Source organism: Exiguobacterium sp. s40 (genome assembly GCF_018617905.1).
GTDB classification, from domain to species: domain Bacteria; phylum Bacillota; class Bacilli; order Exiguobacteriales; family Exiguobacteriaceae; genus Exiguobacterium; species Exiguobacterium mexicanum_A.
Genome location: NZ_JACSLC010000018.1, coordinates 26,717 through 43,723, shown reverse-complemented (window position 1 = coordinate 43,723; position 17,007 = coordinate 26,717). Strand labels below are relative to the sequence as shown.

Genomic DNA, 17,007 nt, shown 5'->3' with positions numbered 1-17,007 from the left:
ATGCCGAACACGGAAGTTAAGCGCTTCAGCGCCGAAAGTAGTTGGGGGTCTCCCCCTGTGAGGATAGGACGTTGCCAGGCCAACGCGAAAGACGATCAAGCATCCGCTTGGTCGTCTCTTTTTGTATATATATGTCGTATTTAATTCGGATGGGAAGGTGTCTAAATGACTCGAAAACCTAAACATAATCCTTTTACATTTATGGAGACGCTTGAGCAACATGTGCGAGAAGGACGGGTTTCTTTTCATGTACCTGGCCATCACAATGGAACGGTGAGAGATGAAAAGCTTCCGACGGCCTTCCAAAAAATTATGCCATATGACTTAACAGAGCTTGGTCACTTGGATGATTTACACCATGCGGAAGGTATTATTTTAGAAGGTGAAAAGGCATTAGGATCCCTTTACCAGAGTAAAAGCAAATGGTTGGTAAATGGCTCTACTGCAGGGAATTGGAGTCTATTAGCAGCAACCGTAAAACGGGGAGAACGAGTGTATGTACAACGTAATTCCCACAAATCGGTTTGGAACGCCATTGAGTGGCTTGGTCTAGAACCGATTTTACTCACACCGGAATTAGACAGAGGAAGTAGTCTGCCTACTGTCATTTCACTAGAAACAATTCAGGATGCTGTCTTGCAGTATCCTGGAGGAAAAGCGCTCCTCCTAACGTCTCCCACTTATTACGGAGACATGGCAAACATTCAGCAAATCAGTGCTTACTTGCGTCCGTTAAATATTCCCCTATTAGTAGATGAAGCACACGGCGCTCATTTGATTCATCCTACATTTCCAAAGCGATCAGCTATCTTCGAGGGGGCTAGCGCAGTCGTACAATCAGCCCACAAAACATTGCCCGCTCTCACGATGGGGGCATGGATTCATTATAAAGAAGAAATCGATGAAAAACGTCTCTTTCATGCGCTTTCATCTTTCCAAACATCTAGCCCATCTTACTTGATTATGGCCTCGCTTGATTACGCCCGAGAGTACCTCGAAAACTTGAGTGACCGAGACTGGACTCATATTCAAACGAGTCATTTTTCATTCATCATGGAAATGAGACGTGTTGGGTTTTCAATCAAAGTGGGCGATGACTTCACCAAGATGACTGTGTTAACATACCCTAAAAATGGTCTGATCTTTAGCCAGCATTTAGCGTCAATCGGTATTGACGTGGAACTGGCTGCAGAAGATCACGTGTTATTCTGCTTGCCGTTAAGGGAATTAAAAAGCCAAGAGATTCAACATTGGGTCAAACTGATTAAAAATGCATCGCAGCACGTCCCGCTCATTGTTGAAGATGAGACAATCTATCCTTACCCGATGACTGAACGCGTTTCGTTGTTGCGTTCTATATCGGACGACGCTGATATTGAACGTCTACCGTTTGAGCAAGCGATTGGTTCTGTTGCGGCAGAGACCGTTATTCCGTATCCGCCTGGGATTCCTTGGATTCTAAGAGGAGAAGTCATCACAGACGAGAAAATCCGAGTTTTGAATGAATGGATTTCATTAGGACGGAACCTGCAGGCAAGTAGACATGTTATGATGAAACAAATTGATGTTATCGTAGAGGAGTTTTAAGCGTGAAAGGTATGTTTATTACTGTGGAAGGACCAGATGGTTCTGGGAAAACAACACAGCTACAATTGTTAGTTCAGTCATTGACTGAACAAGGGTATGAAGTGGTCGTCACCCGAGAGCCAGGGGGAACGAAGGTCGGAAACAGTATTCGAGAAGTCTTGCTCTCGCCAGAACATGATGAGATGACGCCTCGAGTCGAAATGATGCTCTATGCCGCATCCCGAGCTCAAAACATTGATCAAGTGATTCGACCGGCTCTCCACCGTGGAGCAGTTGTCGTATGTGATCGATTTGTGGATGCCTCGATTGCGTATCAAGGCTATGGGCTCCAATATGATTTGTCACAAATTTTGTCGTTAAACGACTGGGCGACTGCTGGGATCAAACCAGATTTGACGTTTCTCTTTGACTTGACCCCGGATCAAGCGAGCCATCGCATGAAAGATAGAGGCCAATTAGATCGAATCGAGAGCCGTGATGAGTCTTTCCATCAACGCGTATATGAAGGATTTCAAATATTATTAGAGCAACATCCAGAACGAATGGTACGTATTGATGCGAACGCATCGATTGAAACCATTCAGGATGAAGTGTTAGATATTACGTTAGAACGATTAAAAGAAAGAGGAGTGATGCAATGATGAAGATGGTAATCGCGATTGTACATGATAAGGACAGTGCCCGCTTATCAGATGCTTTGATTGAAGAGGACTTCCGTGCAACGAAATTAGCCACAACGGGAGGTTTTTTGAAAGAAGGAAACACCACGTTTATGATTGGTGTACCGAAAGAGCGGTTAGATGACCTACTTGCGTTAATCAAATCAAACTGCTCGAGCAGGGATCAAATGATTACGCCGATTTCACCGATGGGTGGACACGCTGATTCATACATTCCTTATCCTGTAGAAGTCCAAGTTGGCGGAGCGACTGTGTTTGTCTTGCCGATTGAAGGATTTCATCAGTTTTAATGGGGACGGTCACGAACATGAGTTTTCAGGAGTTGTCAAAATCTCAAACGGTTATTGCGAAAGTGATTGAAAACTCGATCGTTGCTCAAAAGGTCGGTCATGCATATATCTTTTCAGGTGACTATGAACCGTACTTGATTGAAACGGCACAGCTGTTTGCGAAATCCCTTTTTTGCGAGTCGCCTGACGGGGTAGAATCCTGCGGTAACTGTCGAAACTGTAGACGAATGGATTCGGGAAACCTTGTCGACTACATGGAAGTCGAACCGGATGGAGCCAGCATTAAGAAAGAACAGGTGCAACAGTTATTGAGTGACTTGTCTTTACGTGGTGCAGAAGGTGACCGTCAAGTGTATGTGATTCACCAAGCCCATAAGATGACACCACAAGCCGCCAACAGCCTATTGAAGTTCTTTGAAGAGCCAGGTGTAGGGAAACTAGCCATCTTGGTAACAACTCAGCCACAACTTCTCTTACCGACGATCCGTTCGCGAGCTCAGCATTTAGTATTCCGACCGATTGATCGAGAACGGCTTGTGGAAACGTTGGTCGCAGACGTGCAATGTACGAGCGATTTAGCGCGTCTTGCTTTAGAGACATATCCGAAATTCGAAGACGCGCGTGAGGCGCTTCACAACGACTGGTTTGTACAGGCGTATGGGCTAGTGGTACAATTAGTTGAAGTATTGACAAAACGCCCGCAAGAATTGCTTTTATTCGCCCAAGAAAAATGGCTCGGTCATTTTAAAGGGCGGAATGAATTGCGAGTCGGTCTCGAGCTGTTCGGAAATTGGTTGGAGCAAGCGCTCCACTTCAAAGTGCGAACAGACTATGTCCCGGAGTTGTTTACGAAAGAACAAGCGCTATATACCGCGTTTGTAAAAGATCGTCCGGTTCATAAAATCGTCCATGCTATTGAATCTGTCCATGAGGCGATTCGACGACTAGAGGCAAACGTCAATCCTCAATTAACGTTCGAACGGTTAACGTTCGATTTGCAGAAAGGATAGGAGAGCGTGCTTGAAGTAGTCGGAGTCCGTTTTAAAGAAGCGGGAAAAATCTATTACTTTTCACCAGGCGAAGCAACGCTTGAACGTGGGGACCATGTCATCGTAGAGACGGTACGTGGCATCGAGTACGGTGAAATCGTCCAAGTTGGTAAACAACTAGGTGAAGACGAAGTGGTTTTACCGCTAAAGACAATCCTTCGTGTCGCTGATCAAAAAGATGCCGAAATCGTACAAGATAATCGATTGGCCGCTTTTGACGCTCACGCCGTCTGTGAAGAAAAAATTCGTGAACATCGACTTGAGATGAAGTTAGTAGATGTTGAGTATACATTCGATCGTAATAAAGTCATCTTTTATTTCACGGCAGAAGGCCGTGTTGATTTCCGTGAGCTCGTTAAAGATTTAGCGAGTGTGTTTCGGACTCGAATCGAGCTTCGCCAAATCGGGGTTCGAGATGAAGCGAAACTGCTGAGCGGAATCGGACCTTGTGGTCGTGTGTTGTGTTGCTCCTCGTTTTTAGGGGAATTTGAGCCGGTATCGATTAAGATGGCCAAGGATCAGAACTTATCCTTGAATCCGAATAAAATCTCCGGTGTGTGTGGTCGTCTCATGTGCTGTCTGAAATACGAGAATGATACGTATGAAGAATTAAAGCGGGATTTGCCAGACGTCGGAAAACGAATCAAAATTCCAGAAGGTGACGGACGTGTCATCGGTCTCAATATCTTGGATCAATTGATTCAAGTCGAGTTGAATGATCGGACCCGTGTTGTGACGTATACAATCGACGAGCTCGTCGAGGTCGGTGCAGTCAAACGAAAACCGTCGAAACAGTGATGGGGTGCTGAGCAGTGGAAAGAATGGATAAAAAGGAAGTCATGATGCGGGTCGATGCGATCGAGCAACAAATGCAATTGTTGACGGAGCATTTAGGGGTGCTCAAAGAGCAACTCGCCTATTTGCTCGAAGAAAACCAACACATGTATCTCGAAAACCATCATTTGCGTGAAAAAGTGGAGCAACTTGCAGAAGTCGAGACGCCTGATGGGGATCCCCAAATTGCGTTGTCCGGAAAAGGACAGAACAATCTGGCGGCGCTATACCAAGAAGGATTTCACATTTGTAATTTGCATTATGGACAAGTTAGAAAAGACGGAGACTGTCTCTTCTGCATGTCGATGCTAAATAAACATTAATAAGGGGCGATAGACGGGGGTATTCCCGTCCGTCGCCTTTGTACGTTATGTAGGAGGGAAATGGCGTGACTGTTAAACAAGGTGAACGTCTTGATGATTTGTTAGGGCGTCCCGGCAAGATCATTCAAAGTGATGACGTTTTTTCATTTTCATTGGATGCCGTATTACTCGCCGAATTTGTATGGGTGCCGATTCAAAAAGGGAAGCTCGTCGATTTGTGCGCCGGCACGGGGGCTATTCCGCTCTTTTTATCGTATCGGACGAAAGGAACGGTGACAGGACTTGAAATCCAGCCCCGTCTCGTTGATATGGCGAATCGAAGCATTGCCGTTAACGATTTAAGTGACAGACTGCACATCCTTGAAGGCGATGTGAAACATGCGACCAGCGTACTAGGGCATGCTCGTTATGACGTTGTCACGTGCAACCCACCTTATTTTTTAGCAAACGAAACTTCGCTCCGTAATCAAAATGAACATCATACGATTGCACGTCATGAAGTGCTTTGCACGTTAGAAGACTGTATCCGCTCAGCCAGTCAACTCGTCAAACCGGGTGGGAAGGTAGCCTTCGTCCATCGACCGGAGCGATTACTCGATATTCTAACGCTCATGCGAGCGTATCGGATTGAACCGAAACGAATGCAACTCGTTTACCCGAAACAAGGCCGAGACGCAAATACACTTTTAATAGAGGGGTCGAAAGATGGAAAAGCAGGGCTCACAATCTTACCTCCGTTTGTCGTTTATGAGAAAGATGACACGTATACGAGCGACATGCGGGCCATCCTCGATGCGTAAGCACTTTGCCTATATTCTCGAGTGTAGCGATAGCACATACTATACCGGATATACGACGGATGTAGATAAGCGGATGGACGTGCACAACAGCGGTAAAGGTGCGAAATATACGCGAGCGCGTCTCCCGGTGACGTTACGATATGTCAGGTCGTTTGCGACCAAACGTGAAGCCATGCAGTACGAATGGTCCATCAAACAACTCACGCGGGCTCAAAAACAGCAATTGATGGAGGGAACGAGTAATGAACTCACAGAAAAGTTATCAGACTGATGGGCCCACGCTCTATGTTGTGCCGACGCCGATTGGAAATCTAGAAGACATGACGTATCGAGCGGTTCGAATTCTAGGAGAAGTTGATTTGATTGCGGCCGAAGACACACGCCAAACGATGAAGCTCTGTCGCCATTTCGGCATTGAGACGAAACTAGTCAGCTACCATGAGCACAATAAGCACGTGAGTGGCCCGCGCTTAATCGAAGATATCGAGGCCGGCAAATCAGTCGCCGTCGTCTCAGACGCGGGCATGCCGGGGATCTCGGACCCGGGGAGTGACCTCGTGCGGTTGGCCATTGAAGCGAAGCTCCCTGTCGTCGTGCTCCCTGGAGCGAACGCCGCGTTGACGGCTCTTGTCGCCTCTGGTCTTGCGACCGAGCGGTTTTTGTATTACGGATTCTTGCCACGTAAAAAGAAAGAGCGGCTCGATGTGTTATCTTCTTTGCAATATGAACCGGGCACTATCATTTTTTATGAAGCGCCACATCGGTTAAAAGAGATGCTGACCGGGATTCAGGACGCGTTCGGCAATCGGCAACTCGTTCTCGGACGAGAGTTGACGAAAACGTTTGAAGAGTTTTTACGCGGGACGGTAGAAGAAGCGCTTGTTTGGTGTGAAGGTGAGGTACGTGGTGAGTTCGTCGTCATGGTGGCTGGTTCGACGGAAATAGCACCGACACACGATTGGTGGGAGGCGTTATCGCCGCTCGAACACGTCGATCGTTATATCGAAGACGGATTGAAGCCGAACGCCGCTATCAAACAAGTCGCTAAAGAGCGCGGTTTATCACGTGGCGAGGTGTACGACGCCTATCATCAAGTCGACAAAAAAGAGTAAGCAAGGAATTCCTTGCTTACTCTTCGCTGTAGTAGTTTTCGAGCATGTTTTTCAACTCGACGAGAACGCGTTGTGCGCCTTCTGGTGAAAGGATCAATTTACCGTCAGCCAACTTGAAGTTGTCATCCGATACTTCGCCCGTCACTTGGCAAGTCATGTTCGGTTTGTATTTTTTCAACACGATTTGATCGTTGTCGACGTAGATTTCAAGAGCGTCTTTCTCAGCGATCCCGAGTGTGCGGCGCAATTCGATTGGAATGACGACACGCCCGAGCTCATCAACTTTCCGTACGATACCTGTAGATTTCATTTTGTGTTTCCTCCTCCAATGGTGTCGAAATCTCTTGGTGACATGAGTCGTCAAAATTCGACAATGTTACTACAGCAAAAAGCATACTAAACTTTCCAATTGCAGTCAACTGCTTACTATTGGAAATCTACATTTTCGAAAATTGGCGATATGAGAACGATATATACCTAAAATTCCCCGAAAGTTAGGACATGAAACAAAGAAAGGGTTTTTTTGGAACATTTTTTATGAGGTAATAACAAAATAATTCCAAACAATTGGTTTGGAAATTCTTTTGTCGAACCGTGTATAATGGAAATTGCAAATGTCGAAAGGATGGAGAACATACAATGGCGAAGCCTACTTTTTATATTACGACTCCGATTTACTATCCGAGTGCCAAACTACACATCGGTCACGCCTATACGACGGTGGCTGGCGATGCAATCGCACGTTATAAGCGTCTGAAAGGATTTGACGTCCGTTATTTGACGGGAACAGACGAGCACGGTCAAAAAATTCAGGAAAAAGCGAAAGAAGCTGGCGTGACGCCGCAAGCGTTTGTCGACGAAGTCGTTAAAGACATCAAAGTGTTATGGGACCGTCTTGAAATCTCATACGATGATTATATTCGTACGACCGATGCCCGCCACAAGGCCGTCGTCGAGCACGTATTCGAGACGCTTCTGAAAAACGATGACATCTATCTCGGTGAATATGAAGGGTGGTATTCGATCCCTGATGAAACGTATTACACGGAGTCACAGCTCGTTGATGGGAAGAGCCCTGACAGCGGTCACCCGGTCGAGCTTGTACGCGAAGAGTGCTATTTCTTCCGTCTCAGCAAGTACGCCGATCGTTTAATCGAGTACTTCGAGTCGCACCCTGACTTCATCTTGCCAGAATCGCGCAAAACCGAGATGATCAACAACTTCTTGAAGCCGGGCCTCCAAGACTTGGCCGTCTCACGGACGACGTTTGACTGGGGTGTCCAAGTGCCATCGAACCCGAAACACGTCGTGTATGTATGGGTCGATGCTCTCACGAATTACATCTCTGCCCTCGGCTATGGGTCGGACAACGACGAGTTGTTCAACCGCTATTGGCCAGCCGACGTGCACTTGGTCGGAAAAGAAATCGTCCGGTTCCATACGATCATTTGGCCGGCGTTGCTCATGGCGCTTGACCTTCCATTACCGAAACAAGTTTTCGCCCATGGTTGGTTGCTCATGAAAGACGGCAAAATGTCGAAATCGAAAGGCAATGTCGTCGATCCGATTCCACTCATCGATCGCTACGGACTCGACTCACTCCGCTACTATCTTCTTCGTGAAGTTCCATTCGGAGCGGACGGCACGTTCACACCGGAAGCGTTTGTGGATCGCTTGAATTTTGACCTTGCCAATGACCTCGGAAACCTGCTCAACCGGACCGTGGCCATGATTAAGAAGTATTTCGATGGCGAGATCCCTGCCTACGCGGGCAATGTAACAGCGTTTGATGCCTCGTTGCTTCAAGTCGTCAACGAGACGACAGAGAAGACGGAAGCGGCCATGGAACACATGGAGTTTTCCGTCGCGCTCACAAGCATTTGGCAACTCGTGAGCCGTGCCAATAAATATATCGATGAGACGCAACCGTGGGTCCTTGCGAAGGACGAAGCGAAGCGTGGCGAACTCGCATCCGTGATGACGCATCTGGCCGGCGTACTTCGCCATGTGGCGGTCATGATTCAACCGTTCATGACACGGGCACCAAAAGAAATGTTCCGCCAGCTCGGTCTTGAAGGAAAAGACATGTCATGGGAAGCGCTCGATACGTTTGCGGCCTTCGATGGAGCGGTCGTCACCGACGGGACACCGATTTTCCCACGTCGTGATGTAAAAGAAGAGATCGATGCAATTCAGGAAATGATGCGTCAAGCATCGAAAGCACGTGTCGAGGAAGCCGAAGTGGAGACGAGCGATGCTGAGGATGAGGACGTCCGTCCAGAAATCACAATCGACGTCTTTGACCAAGTCGAGTTCCGTGTCGGTCAAATCGTCGAGGCCGATAAAATCAAGAAGGCGAAGAAGCTGTTGAAGCTTCAAGTCGACCTTGGTAGCGAGACACGTCAAATCGTCTCAGGCATTGCCGAATGGTATGCGCCGGAAGACTTGGTCGGGAAGAAAGTCATCGTCGTCGCCAATTTGAAGCCGGTCAAACTACGTGGCGAGTTGTCACAAGGGATGATTTTAGCGGCTGATAAAGACGGTAAGCTTGAGCTTGCGACCGTATCTGAGAATATGCCGAACGGGGCCGTCGTCAAATAATCGTTTGGGGGAGACTTCGGTCTCCCTCTTTGTCTATATAAGGAGGAAGCACCATGTTGATTGATACGCATACCCATATCAATGCCGAGCAGTTCAATGAGGATGTCGAGGCGACGATCGAGCGGGCTCGTGCCGCGGGCGTTTCCCCGATGCTCGTCGTCGGATTCGATAACCCGACCATCACGCGGGCAATCGAGCTCGCGGAAACGTATGAGGATATCTATGCCATCGTTGGCTGGCATCCGGTTGATGCCGTCGATTGTACGGATGCTGATTTGAAGAGAATCGAGACGCTAATGGCTCATCCGAAAGTGATGGCGCTCGGGGAAATCGGTCTCGATTACCATTGGGACAAGTCGGAGAAAGATGTCCAACAACGCGTGTTCCGGCAACAAATCGCTATCGCGAAGCGGACGAACATGCCCATCGTGATTCATAATCGGGAAGCGACAGCCGACGTGCTCGATATTTTAGAGGAAGAACATGCCGAAGAGGTAGGCGGCGTGTTCCATAGTTACAGCATGTCCGTCGAATTGTTGGAACGCTGTCTGCGCTTGAACTTCTATATCTCTCTCGGAGGACCAGTGACGTTCAAGAATGCGAAAGTACCGAAGGCGGTGGCGCAACAAGTCCCGCTCGATCGGCTCCTTGTCGAGACGGACTGCCCGTATTTAACGCCGACGCCGTTCCGTGGTAAACGGAACGAACCCGCTTACGTCACGTACGTCGCCGAAGAGATTGCATCGCTACGTGACATGTCCTACGACGCGCTCGCTGAAGCAACGACAGCCAATGCGAAGCGCCTATTCCGTCTCCCATGATGTTCAGGCGCATCATCTTGAGTATTGGTGTGGTAGCGACGGCAGTGTTCGCCTATATGGCGATGCAGCCTGAACCGATCACCATCGTCGACGACGGCGTGACAACCGTGCATGAAAGCCGCGGCGATTCGGTGCTAGAAGTGCTTAACGAGACCGGTATCGTGATCGACGAGGCGGATATGGTGACTCCCGCCTTAAGTGCCGACGTCCCGACGGATCGAGTGATTCATATCGAACGAGCTCGTACCGTGTCGCTTCAAATCGGTTATGGCCAGGTCGAGACGATCGAGACGCGTGAACGGACCGTCAAAGACGTGTTGCTTCGTTATGGAGTGAGTGTACGCGAAGGGGACGACGTGTACCCGGGCGTACGTGCACCGGTCACATCAGGGATGACGATTCGCTACCAGCCTGTCGTCGCCCTCGATGTCATCGTCGGGGACGAGGCGAAGACCTTGTATACGATGGCTCAAACTGTCGAACAGGCGTTACGGGAGGCGAATGTGACGGTTTCTGACCAAGATACGGTCGTCCCGGCTCTCACGACACCGGTACGGGATGGAATGACCATCAGCGTCAATGTGAGTCGAGACGTCGTACAATATGAGAGTCGTCTCATCCCGTTTGAAATCGTCATGGAAGAGGACGATACGCTCGAACTTGGAGAGACCGAAGTCGTGCAAGTCGGCATCCCGGGACTCGAACGGACGCGGTATGCACTGACAGTGGAAAATGGTACAATTACAAATCGGACCGAAACGAGCGTGGAAACGCTACAAAGCGTACGCCCTCAAATCATTAAACGTGGGACGAAAGTCGTGGCCGAACCAGAGATTGAACCGGCAACGAATCAAGAAACGACCGCCACGACCGAACCGTCGAGTCCGTTTCGAGACGAGGCGGAGATTAAGATTGAAGAGACACCTCGTGCCGAGGATGCGCTGGACTTCACTTCCGCGAAACAACTTCTCGTCGAAGCGACCGCGTATACGAACAATGCAGAAGACACGGTCACATTTGATGACAGGGTTCTGACTCGTAGTGGTTATGATGTGACGGATACGATTTTGTATGAAGGGATGCGAATCATTGCTGTCGACCCCGCTATTATTCCTCTTGGCACACGTGTGTACGTTGAAGGGTTTGGCATGGCGATTGCTTTAGATACAGGCAGTGCGATCAAAGGTCATAAAATTGACTTGATGATGGACACGAAAGAAGAAGCGGTAACGTTTGGGCGTCAGCCGCTCACGATTTGGGTTATCCCGAAGCAAGAAGAGAAAGAAGGAAACGATGATGCGTGAAAAAATACAAGAGGTGATTGTCGTCGAAGGTCGAGATGACACGACGCGGCTTCAAGAAGTATATGACGTCGATACGATTGAAACGAACGGATCTGCCGTCTCGAAACAGACGATCGAACGAATCAAACGCGCCCAAGAAACGCGCGGCGTTATCATTTTGACGGACCCAGACTACCCGGGTGACCGAATCCGGGCCATCGTCGAGGAGCAGGTTAAAGGATGTAAGCATGCCTATTTACCTCGGGCCGAAGCGAAAGATAAACGTGGCAAGATTGGGGTCGAGCATGCTTCACCGGCAACGATTCGCCGTGTACTCGAAGCGGTGTATGAACAGCGAGTTGAGACTGACATGCCGCTCGTCACCCGCCAGATGGTGCTCGAAGCCGATTTGATTGGCGGAGCGGACGCTGCGCGCCGTCGTAAACGGCTCGGCGTGTTACTCCGAATCGGTGAACCGAACGCCAAACAGTTTGTAAAGCGCGTGGAAGCGTTACGGGTCACGATTGAGGAATGGGAACGGGCACTGGCTCAGTTAGAGGAGGAAAATCATTGAAAGACATTGCAACAATCCAACGCACGAAATCAATTCTAGAACGTCACGGCTTCTCTTTCAAAAAGTCGCTTGGGCAGAACTTTTTAATTGATTTAAATATTTTGAATAAAATCGTGGATGCCGCGGAGCTGGGAGAGGCGAGCGGGGTTCTTGAAATCGGTCCCGGCATCGGGTCATTGACGGAACAGTCTGCCAAGCGGGCTAAAAAGGTCGTCGCCCTCGAAATCGACCAACGTCTGCTTCCGATTCTGGAAGATACGATGTCTCCTTATCCACATGTGCATGTCATCCACGGCGATGCCCTCGAGCTCGATATTCAAGACATCGTCGAGCGTGAGTTTTTCAGTCAAGGAATCGAAGACATCTCGGTTGTGGCGAACTTGCCGTATTATGTGACGACGCCGATTATCATGCGCTTACTGGAAAGCCAAATCAAGTTCCGTTCACTCGTCATGATGATTCAAAAAGAAGTTGCCGAGCGCATTGGAGCGAAGCCTGGGACGAAAGCATACGGCTCTCTCTCGATTGCGATCCAATATTACGCGGAGGCGAACGTGAGCTTTATTGTTCCAAAAAGCGTGTTTATGCCGGCCCCGAACGTCGATTCAGCGGTCATCACGTTGAAGATGCGTCCCAAACCGGCGGTCGACGTAAAAGATGAAGCCTTCTTCTTCGAGCTTGCCCGAGCCAGTTTCGCACAACGTCGAAAAACGATCTTAAATAACTTGACGAATCACCTCGGGAAAGACAAAAAAATGGAAATCGAACAGTTTTTAGGTGAAGCTGGAATTGATCCGAAACGGCGAGGCGAAACGCTTTCGCTTGAGGAGTTCGCACGGTTAGCTGACACAATTTTACCATTTAAAAACAGTTGACGACCGGATAACGAATCGATATAATATTAATCTTTATTTTTGTTTTTGAATGTGTTATACTTGTAACAGTGAGGTGAAGCGTATGCCAAAGACGTTGCAAGAAATCAGACAGAAACTCGAATCGCATGTTGGAGAACGATTGACGTTGAAAGCAAACGGCGGTCGTAAGAAAGTCGTTACTCGGTTTGGAACGCTCGTTGAGACGTATCCCGCGGTGTTCGTCGTCAAATTGGATGAAGACCATCATAACGTGGAACGTGTCTCATATAGCTACGCTGATGTCCTAACGGATACAGTTAAAATTGAATTCAGTAATTGAACGATAAATGAGGGGCGGATGCATTGGCAGCTGCTTCTTTTTTTGTGCGCTCGTTTACGGTACAATGGCGAACAGGAGATACATGGGAAGGGTGAACGATATGCGCACGATCAGTGTGAAAGCGCCGGCAAAAATCAACTTGACGCTCGATGTCCTTGGGAAGCGGACAGATGGCTATCATGAAGTGGAAATGGTAATGACGACAGTAGACTTATCGGACCGGTTAGAATTGACTGTGCTCGATACAGATGAGATTCGGATTCAGTCCGAGCATGCCTACGTGCCGAACGACCATCGAAATTTGGCTTATCGTGCGGCTGAGCTGTTACGGAAGCGATTCAATATCAAACAGGGTGTCGAAATTGTATTAGATAAGCAAATCCCAGTGGCGGCAGGGTTAGCTGGCGGCTCGAGCGATGCGGCGGCTACACTTCGGGGTATGAACGAATTGTTCGACCTTGGCCTCTCGTTAGAAGAGTTGGCCGAACTCGGAGCCGCCGTCGGATCGGACGTATCGTTTTGTGTCATGGGAGGAACTGCCATCGCGCGCGGACGCGGCGAACAGCTGGAGACGATTCCGTCACCGCCGCCGTGCTACGTCGTATTAGCGAAGCCGAAAATCGGAGTGTCGACGGCTGACGTCTATCGTGCCGTGCAGATGGAGAAGATTGTGCATCCGAACACCGAGGCGATGGTCACGGCGATTCGGGAGCGAAATTTCGCTGGCATCTGCTCACATCTCGGAAACGCCCTCGAGGCGGTCACGCTCGAACTTCATCCGGAAGTTCGCCAAATCAAAGAGACGATGCTGCACTGCGGAGCGGATGGTGTCCTCATGAGCGGCAGCGGTCCAACGGTATTCGCATTGATTGAGCACGAGCAAAAAGCACATCGTGTCTATAATGGACTGAAGGGATTTTGTTCTGAAGTGTTCGTCGTTCGGATTCTCGGCAAAAAACATTGAACAAAGACGAATGAGAATGATATATTCTGTTTAGAACATTCGTCTATTATTGAAGAAGTGAAGGGGAATCCGTATGAAAATTCGTAGAAGTGGTCGTCTAGTCGATATGACCCGTTATTTGCTGGACCATCCACACCAGCTCGTCTCATTATCGATGTTTTCGAGTCGTTATAAAGCAGCTAAATCATCCATCAGTGAAGATTTGGTCATCGTCAGTGAAATGCTTTCGCATGATGGCACGGGAAAACTCGTCACAGTGCCAGGGGCAGCCGGCGGCGTCATGTTCATTCCAGGCTGGAGCAAGGAAAAGTCGCTCTCGATGATTGACGGCCTATGTGAGCAATTGTCGAAACCGGAACGGTTGCTTCCGGGAGGCTATCTCTATTTGACAGATGTCCTCGGGAACCCGCGTCAAGTGAAGCCGATGGGGCAAGTCTTCGCCTCTGTGTTCGCCGATCGTAAAGTTGACGTCGTCATGACGATCGCGACAAAAGGGATTCCGCTCGCGTACGCTGTCGCCGAGCAACTCGGGGTACCGTTTGTCATCGTTCGGTCCGATAGTCGTGTCACCGAAGGTTCGACTGTGAGTATCAACTACGTCTCTGGTTCGTCGAAGGCGATTCGCACGATGGCGCTCGCGCGTCGCAGCTTGCCGCGTGGCGCGAACGTCTTGTTGATTGACGATTTCATGAAAGCGGGCGGTACGATTCGCGGGATGATGAGTCTCTTGAACGAGTTCGAAGCGAACCTCGCGGGTGTCGGCGTCCTCATGGAAGCAGAAGGCGCCGAGAAGAAAATGGTGAGCGAATACGTCAGTTTAATGAAATTGACGAACGTGGACTCGGATGAAGGTCTCGTCACGATTTCGCGAGGAAACGTCGAACAGTTCTTAAAGTGATTGGCAAAAAATTGATTTCGTTTTATGATGAAAGGGTATAAGATTCGTACGAAGTCAATCGGTTCGCTTGGAATCATCTCAACCTTTTAGAAGGTACACCACGGTCTAGACAACGATGAAAAGGGGATGCGAAACATGCAGATCACAGACGTAAAAATTCGCAAAGTCGCGACGGAAGGTAGAATGAAGGCACTGGCCTCCATTACACTCGACCATGAATTTGTGGTACACGATCTTCGAATCATTGAAGGGAGTACCGGTCTGTTCGTAGCGATGCCGAGCAAGCGGACGCCAGAAGGGATTTTCCGCGATATCGCTCACCCGATTAATGGAGATATGCGTCAAAAAGTCGAGGCGGCTGTTCTAGAGGCGTACGGCCAAGAGGACGTCGCTATTGCCGAGACGCAAGCACGATACAATGCCATGAATGAGTAATCTTTGACAGCGGATGGGGACCCTTCCGCTGCCTTTTTACGTTTCATTGGTTACGAATGGTTACAACGGTTGAAACCACGTCACGGTTTCGATATAGTAGATACGGTGTAAATAAGATTTGAATGTAGAAGAAAATAGAAGAAAACCGAACAATTGAGTACATTACAGTTGATATGAGATAGGAGCGAATCAAGAATGGATCGTTTTGCAGTCATTTTGGCAGCAGGTAAAGGGACCCGCATGAAGTCGAAGCTATATAAAGTGCTTCATCCGGTCCTCGGAAAACCGATGGTCGAACACGTCGTCGATCAACTCGACAAAATCGGGGTCAGTCGTCAAATCGTCATCGTCGGCCATGGGGCTGAAGCGGTACAAGAGACGTTGGGCTCACGCGTGGAATATGCGGTCCAAGAAGAACAGCTCGGGACAGGTCATGCAGTGCAGATGGCAGAAAGCGAACTCGCAGGCAAACCGGGCGCAACGCTCGTCGTTTGCGGCGACACACCACTGTTGACAGCGGAAACGCTCGAGGCGCTGTTGGCTCATCATGAAGCCCAGCAAGCGAAAGTGACAGTACTGACAGCCATCGCTGACGATGCGACAGGATATGGTCGCGTCATCCGTGGGGAAGACGGAAACGTCACAAAAGTCATCGAGCATAAAGATGCGTCTGACACTGAACTAGAAATTCGTGAAATCAACACAGGCACGTACGTGTTCGATAACGAGCTCTTGTTTGATGCATTGAAGCAAGTCGGGAACAACAACGCTCAAGGTGAGTACTACTTGCCAGACGTCATCTCGATTGCGAAAGAAGCAGGCGAAGTCGTGGCAGCACACACGGCGCCGACATTCGATGAAACGATCGGCGTCAACGACCGTGTCGCTCTTTCACAAGCTGAAGCGGTCATGCGCAAGCGGACGAACGAACGTCTCATGCGTGAAGGTGTCACATTCATGGATGCAGCTTCGACATACATCTCACCAGATGCCGTCATCGGTTCGGATACGATCATCTATCCAGGGACGGTCATTCTCGGGAAAACGATTATCGGTTCAGAGTGCGTGATTGGTCCAAATTCAGATATCCGCAATAGCGTCATCGAAGACGGTGCGACGGTTCGTCAATCGGTCGTGAGTGACAGCCGTGTCGGAACTGAAGCACAGGTCGGGCCGTTCGCCCACCTTCGTCAACAAGCAGTCCTCGGCGCGAATACGCGCGTCGGTAACTTCGTGGAAATCAAAAAATCAACGTTCGGAGACGGTGCGAAAGCATCACATCTCAGCTATATCGGAGATGCTTCGATCGGGGAACGAGTCAACCTCGGCTGTGGCTCGATCACGGTCAACTATGACGGCAAGAACAAGTTCGAAACGGTCGTCGAAGCCGATGCATTCGTCGGCTGCAATGTGAACTTGATTGCTCCGGTGAAAGTCGGGAAAGGCTCAATTGTAGCAGCCGGTTCGACGATCACGGATGACGTTCCTGAAGAGGCGCTTGCGATTGCACGCGAACGCCAAACAAATAAAGAAGGTTACACGAAACGATAAGTTGCTGCCTA

20 protein-coding genes and 1 rRNA gene are annotated in these 17,007 nt (G+C 49.1%); 20 read left to right on the top strand and 1 reads right to left on the bottom strand.

Going from position 1 to position 17,007, the window contains the following annotated elements; all coding sequences use genetic code 11:
* The 10 genes from rrf to rsmI all read left to right on the top strand — a co-directional run.
* Positions 1-80, top strand: a 5S ribosomal RNA gene (gene rrf, locus KNP02_RS15120); the annotation flags it as partial.
* Positions 81-165: 85 nt separating this feature from the next.
* Positions 166-1,587, top strand: coding sequence for an aminotransferase class I/II-fold pyridoxal phosphate-dependent enzyme (locus KNP02_RS13500; protein ID WP_251130747.1), 1,422 nt, complete (start codon positions 166-168; stop codon positions 1,585-1,587).
* 2 nt (positions 1,588-1,589) lie between these two features.
* On the top strand, positions 1,590-2,228 hold the full coding sequence (gene tmk, locus KNP02_RS13495) for a dTMP kinase (RefSeq protein WP_034781763.1): 639 nt from the start codon (positions 1,590-1,592) through the stop codon (positions 2,226-2,228).
* On the top strand, positions 2,228-2,557 hold the full coding sequence (locus KNP02_RS13490; RefSeq protein WP_029594397.1) for a cyclic-di-AMP receptor: 330 nt from the start codon (positions 2,228-2,230) through the stop codon (positions 2,555-2,557). Before tmk ends, KNP02_RS13490 begins: the two co-directional genes overlap by 1 nt.
* A gap of 17 nt (positions 2,558-2,574) precedes the next feature.
* Complete coding sequence (locus KNP02_RS13485) at positions 2,575-3,567, top strand: DNA polymerase III subunit delta' (protein WP_214709868.1); 993 nt, start codon at positions 2,575-2,577, stop codon at positions 3,565-3,567.
* 6 nt (positions 3,568-3,573) lie between these two features.
* Positions 3,574-4,404 (top strand): PSP1 domain-containing protein, encoded by an 831-nt coding sequence (locus KNP02_RS13480; RefSeq protein WP_034781766.1) that lies wholly within the window; start codon positions 3,574-3,576, stop codon positions 4,402-4,404.
* Positions 4,405-4,427: 23 nt separating this feature from the next.
* Positions 4,428-4,763 (top strand): DNA replication initiation control protein YabA, encoded by a 336-nt coding sequence (gene yabA / locus KNP02_RS13475; RefSeq protein ID WP_021065760.1) that lies wholly within the window; start codon positions 4,428-4,430, stop codon positions 4,761-4,763.
* Positions 4,764-4,828: 65 nt separating this feature from the next.
* Positions 4,829-5,563: a tRNA1(Val) (adenine(37)-N6)-methyltransferase gene (locus tag KNP02_RS13470; protein WP_214709870.1), complete on the top strand. Its 735-nt coding sequence runs from the start codon at positions 4,829-4,831 to the stop codon at positions 5,561-5,563.
* Positions 5,556-5,834 (top strand): GIY-YIG nuclease family protein, encoded by a 279-nt coding sequence (locus KNP02_RS13465; protein WP_214709872.1) that lies wholly within the window; start codon positions 5,556-5,558, stop codon positions 5,832-5,834. Before KNP02_RS13470 ends, KNP02_RS13465 begins: the two co-directional genes overlap by 8 nt.
* The gene (gene rsmI, locus KNP02_RS13460; RefSeq protein WP_214709874.1) at positions 5,806-6,675 is read left to right on the top strand and encodes a 16S rRNA (cytidine(1402)-2'-O)-methyltransferase; all 870 of its coding nucleotides are present in this window, start codon (positions 5,806-5,808) and stop codon (positions 6,673-6,675) included. Before KNP02_RS13465 ends, rsmI begins: the two co-directional genes overlap by 29 nt.
* Positions 6,676-6,691: 16 nt before the next feature.
* Here rsmI and KNP02_RS13455 read toward each other — a convergent pair whose 3' ends face one another.
* Positions 6,692-6,985: a transition state genes transcriptional regulator AbrB gene (locus tag KNP02_RS13455; RefSeq protein WP_012727742.1), complete on the bottom strand. Its 294-nt coding sequence runs from the start codon at positions 6,983-6,985 to the stop codon at positions 6,692-6,694.
* A 329-nt stretch (positions 6,986-7,314) separates the two neighbouring features.
* Here KNP02_RS13455 and metG point away from each other — a divergent pair, with 329 nt between their 5' ends.
* The 10 genes from metG (at position 7,315) to glmU (ending at position 16,996) form a co-directional block, all read left to right on the top strand.
* Positions 7,315-9,276, top strand: a complete 1,962-nt coding sequence (metG, locus tag KNP02_RS13450; protein WP_214709876.1) for a methionine--tRNA ligase — start codon at positions 7,315-7,317, stop codon at positions 9,274-9,276.
* Positions 9,277-9,329: 53 nt separating this feature from the next.
* Positions 9,330-10,097: a TatD family hydrolase gene (locus tag KNP02_RS13445; protein ID WP_034781781.1), complete on the top strand. Its 768-nt coding sequence runs from the start codon at positions 9,330-9,332 to the stop codon at positions 10,095-10,097.
* Positions 10,098-10,114: 17 nt separating this feature from the next.
* Entirely contained in the window at positions 10,115-11,401 is a 1,287-nt protein-coding gene (locus KNP02_RS13440) for a 3D domain-containing protein (protein WP_251130540.1), read from the top strand.
* On the top strand, positions 11,394-11,954 hold the full coding sequence (gene rnmV, locus KNP02_RS13435; RefSeq protein ID WP_034781784.1) for a ribonuclease M5: 561 nt from the start codon (positions 11,394-11,396) through the stop codon (positions 11,952-11,954). The genes KNP02_RS13440 and rnmV overlap by 8 nt, the downstream gene beginning before the upstream one ends.
* Entirely contained in the window at positions 11,951-12,829 is an 879-nt protein-coding gene (rsmA, locus tag KNP02_RS13430) for a 16S rRNA (adenine(1518)-N(6)/adenine(1519)-N(6))-dimethyltransferase RsmA (protein WP_214709880.1), read from the top strand. The genes rnmV and rsmA overlap by 4 nt, the downstream gene beginning before the upstream one ends.
* A gap of 82 nt (positions 12,830-12,911) precedes the next feature.
* Positions 12,912-13,148 (top strand): Veg family protein, encoded by a 237-nt coding sequence (locus KNP02_RS13425; RefSeq protein WP_021065751.1) that lies wholly within the window; start codon positions 12,912-12,914, stop codon positions 13,146-13,148.
* A 100-nt stretch (positions 13,149-13,248) separates the two neighbouring features.
* Positions 13,249-14,112, top strand: a complete 864-nt coding sequence (gene ispE, locus KNP02_RS13420) for a 4-(cytidine 5'-diphospho)-2-C-methyl-D-erythritol kinase (RefSeq protein ID WP_214709882.1) — start codon at positions 13,249-13,251, stop codon at positions 14,110-14,112.
* A 73-nt stretch (positions 14,113-14,185) separates the two neighbouring features.
* Entirely contained in the window at positions 14,186-15,010 is an 825-nt protein-coding gene (purR, locus tag KNP02_RS13415) for a pur operon repressor (protein ID WP_114165389.1), read from the top strand.
* Positions 15,011-15,145: 135 nt separating this feature from the next.
* Positions 15,146-15,445 carry a septation regulator SpoVG gene (spoVG, locus tag KNP02_RS13410; RefSeq protein WP_034781793.1) on the top strand — a complete coding sequence of 100 codons (300 nt, stop codon included), beginning with the start codon at positions 15,146-15,148 and terminating at the stop codon, positions 15,443-15,445.
* Positions 15,446-15,640: 195 nt separating this feature from the next.
* Entirely contained in the window at positions 15,641-16,996 is a 1,356-nt protein-coding gene (gene glmU, locus KNP02_RS13405; RefSeq protein ID WP_214709884.1) for a bifunctional UDP-N-acetylglucosamine diphosphorylase/glucosamine-1-phosphate N-acetyltransferase GlmU, read from the top strand.
* The last annotated feature ends 11 nt before the right edge of the window (positions 16,997-17,007 follow it).

What these genes read in the sequence shown, in the direction of transcription:
- KNP02_RS13500 (WP_251130747.1), top strand. Translation starts at nt 166, where the DNA reads ATGACTCGAAAACCTAAACATAATCCTTTTACATTTATGGAGACGCTT.
- KNP02_RS13490 (WP_029594397.1), top strand. Translation starts at nt 2,228, where the DNA reads ATGAAGATGGTAATCGCGATTGTACATGATAAGGACAGTGCCCGCTTA.
- KNP02_RS13485 (WP_214709868.1), top strand. Translation starts at nt 2,575, where the DNA reads ATGAGTTTTCAGGAGTTGTCAAAATCTCAAACGGTTATTGCGAAAGTG.
- yabA (WP_021065760.1), top strand. Translation starts at nt 4,428, where the DNA reads ATGGATAAAAAGGAAGTCATGATGCGGGTCGATGCGATCGAGCAACAA.
- KNP02_RS13465 (WP_214709872.1), top strand. Translation starts at nt 5,556, where the DNA reads ATGCGTAAGCACTTTGCCTATATTCTCGAGTGTAGCGATAGCACATAC.
- rsmI (WP_214709874.1), top strand. Translation starts at nt 5,806, where the DNA reads ATGAACTCACAGAAAAGTTATCAGACTGATGGGCCCACGCTCTATGTT.
- KNP02_RS13455 (WP_012727742.1), bottom strand. Translation starts at nt 6,985, where the DNA reads ATGAAATCTACAGGTATCGTACGGAAAGTTGATGAGCTCGGGCGTGTC.
- metG (WP_214709876.1), top strand. Translation starts at nt 7,315, where the DNA reads ATGGCGAAGCCTACTTTTTATATTACGACTCCGATTTACTATCCGAGT.
- KNP02_RS13445 (WP_034781781.1), top strand. Translation starts at nt 9,330, where the DNA reads ATGTTGATTGATACGCATACCCATATCAATGCCGAGCAGTTCAATGAG.
- rnmV (WP_034781784.1), top strand. Translation starts at nt 11,394, where the DNA reads ATGCGTGAAAAAATACAAGAGGTGATTGTCGTCGAAGGTCGAGATGAC.
- KNP02_RS13425 (WP_021065751.1), top strand. Translation starts at nt 12,912, where the DNA reads ATGCCAAAGACGTTGCAAGAAATCAGACAGAAACTCGAATCGCATGTT.
- ispE (WP_214709882.1), top strand. Translation starts at nt 13,249, where the DNA reads ATGCGCACGATCAGTGTGAAAGCGCCGGCAAAAATCAACTTGACGCTC.
- purR (WP_114165389.1), top strand. Translation starts at nt 14,186, where the DNA reads ATGAAAATTCGTAGAAGTGGTCGTCTAGTCGATATGACCCGTTATTTG.
- spoVG (WP_034781793.1), top strand. Translation starts at nt 15,146, where the DNA reads ATGCAGATCACAGACGTAAAAATTCGCAAAGTCGCGACGGAAGGTAGA.
- glmU (WP_214709884.1), top strand. Translation starts at nt 15,641, where the DNA reads ATGGATCGTTTTGCAGTCATTTTGGCAGCAGGTAAAGGGACCCGCATG.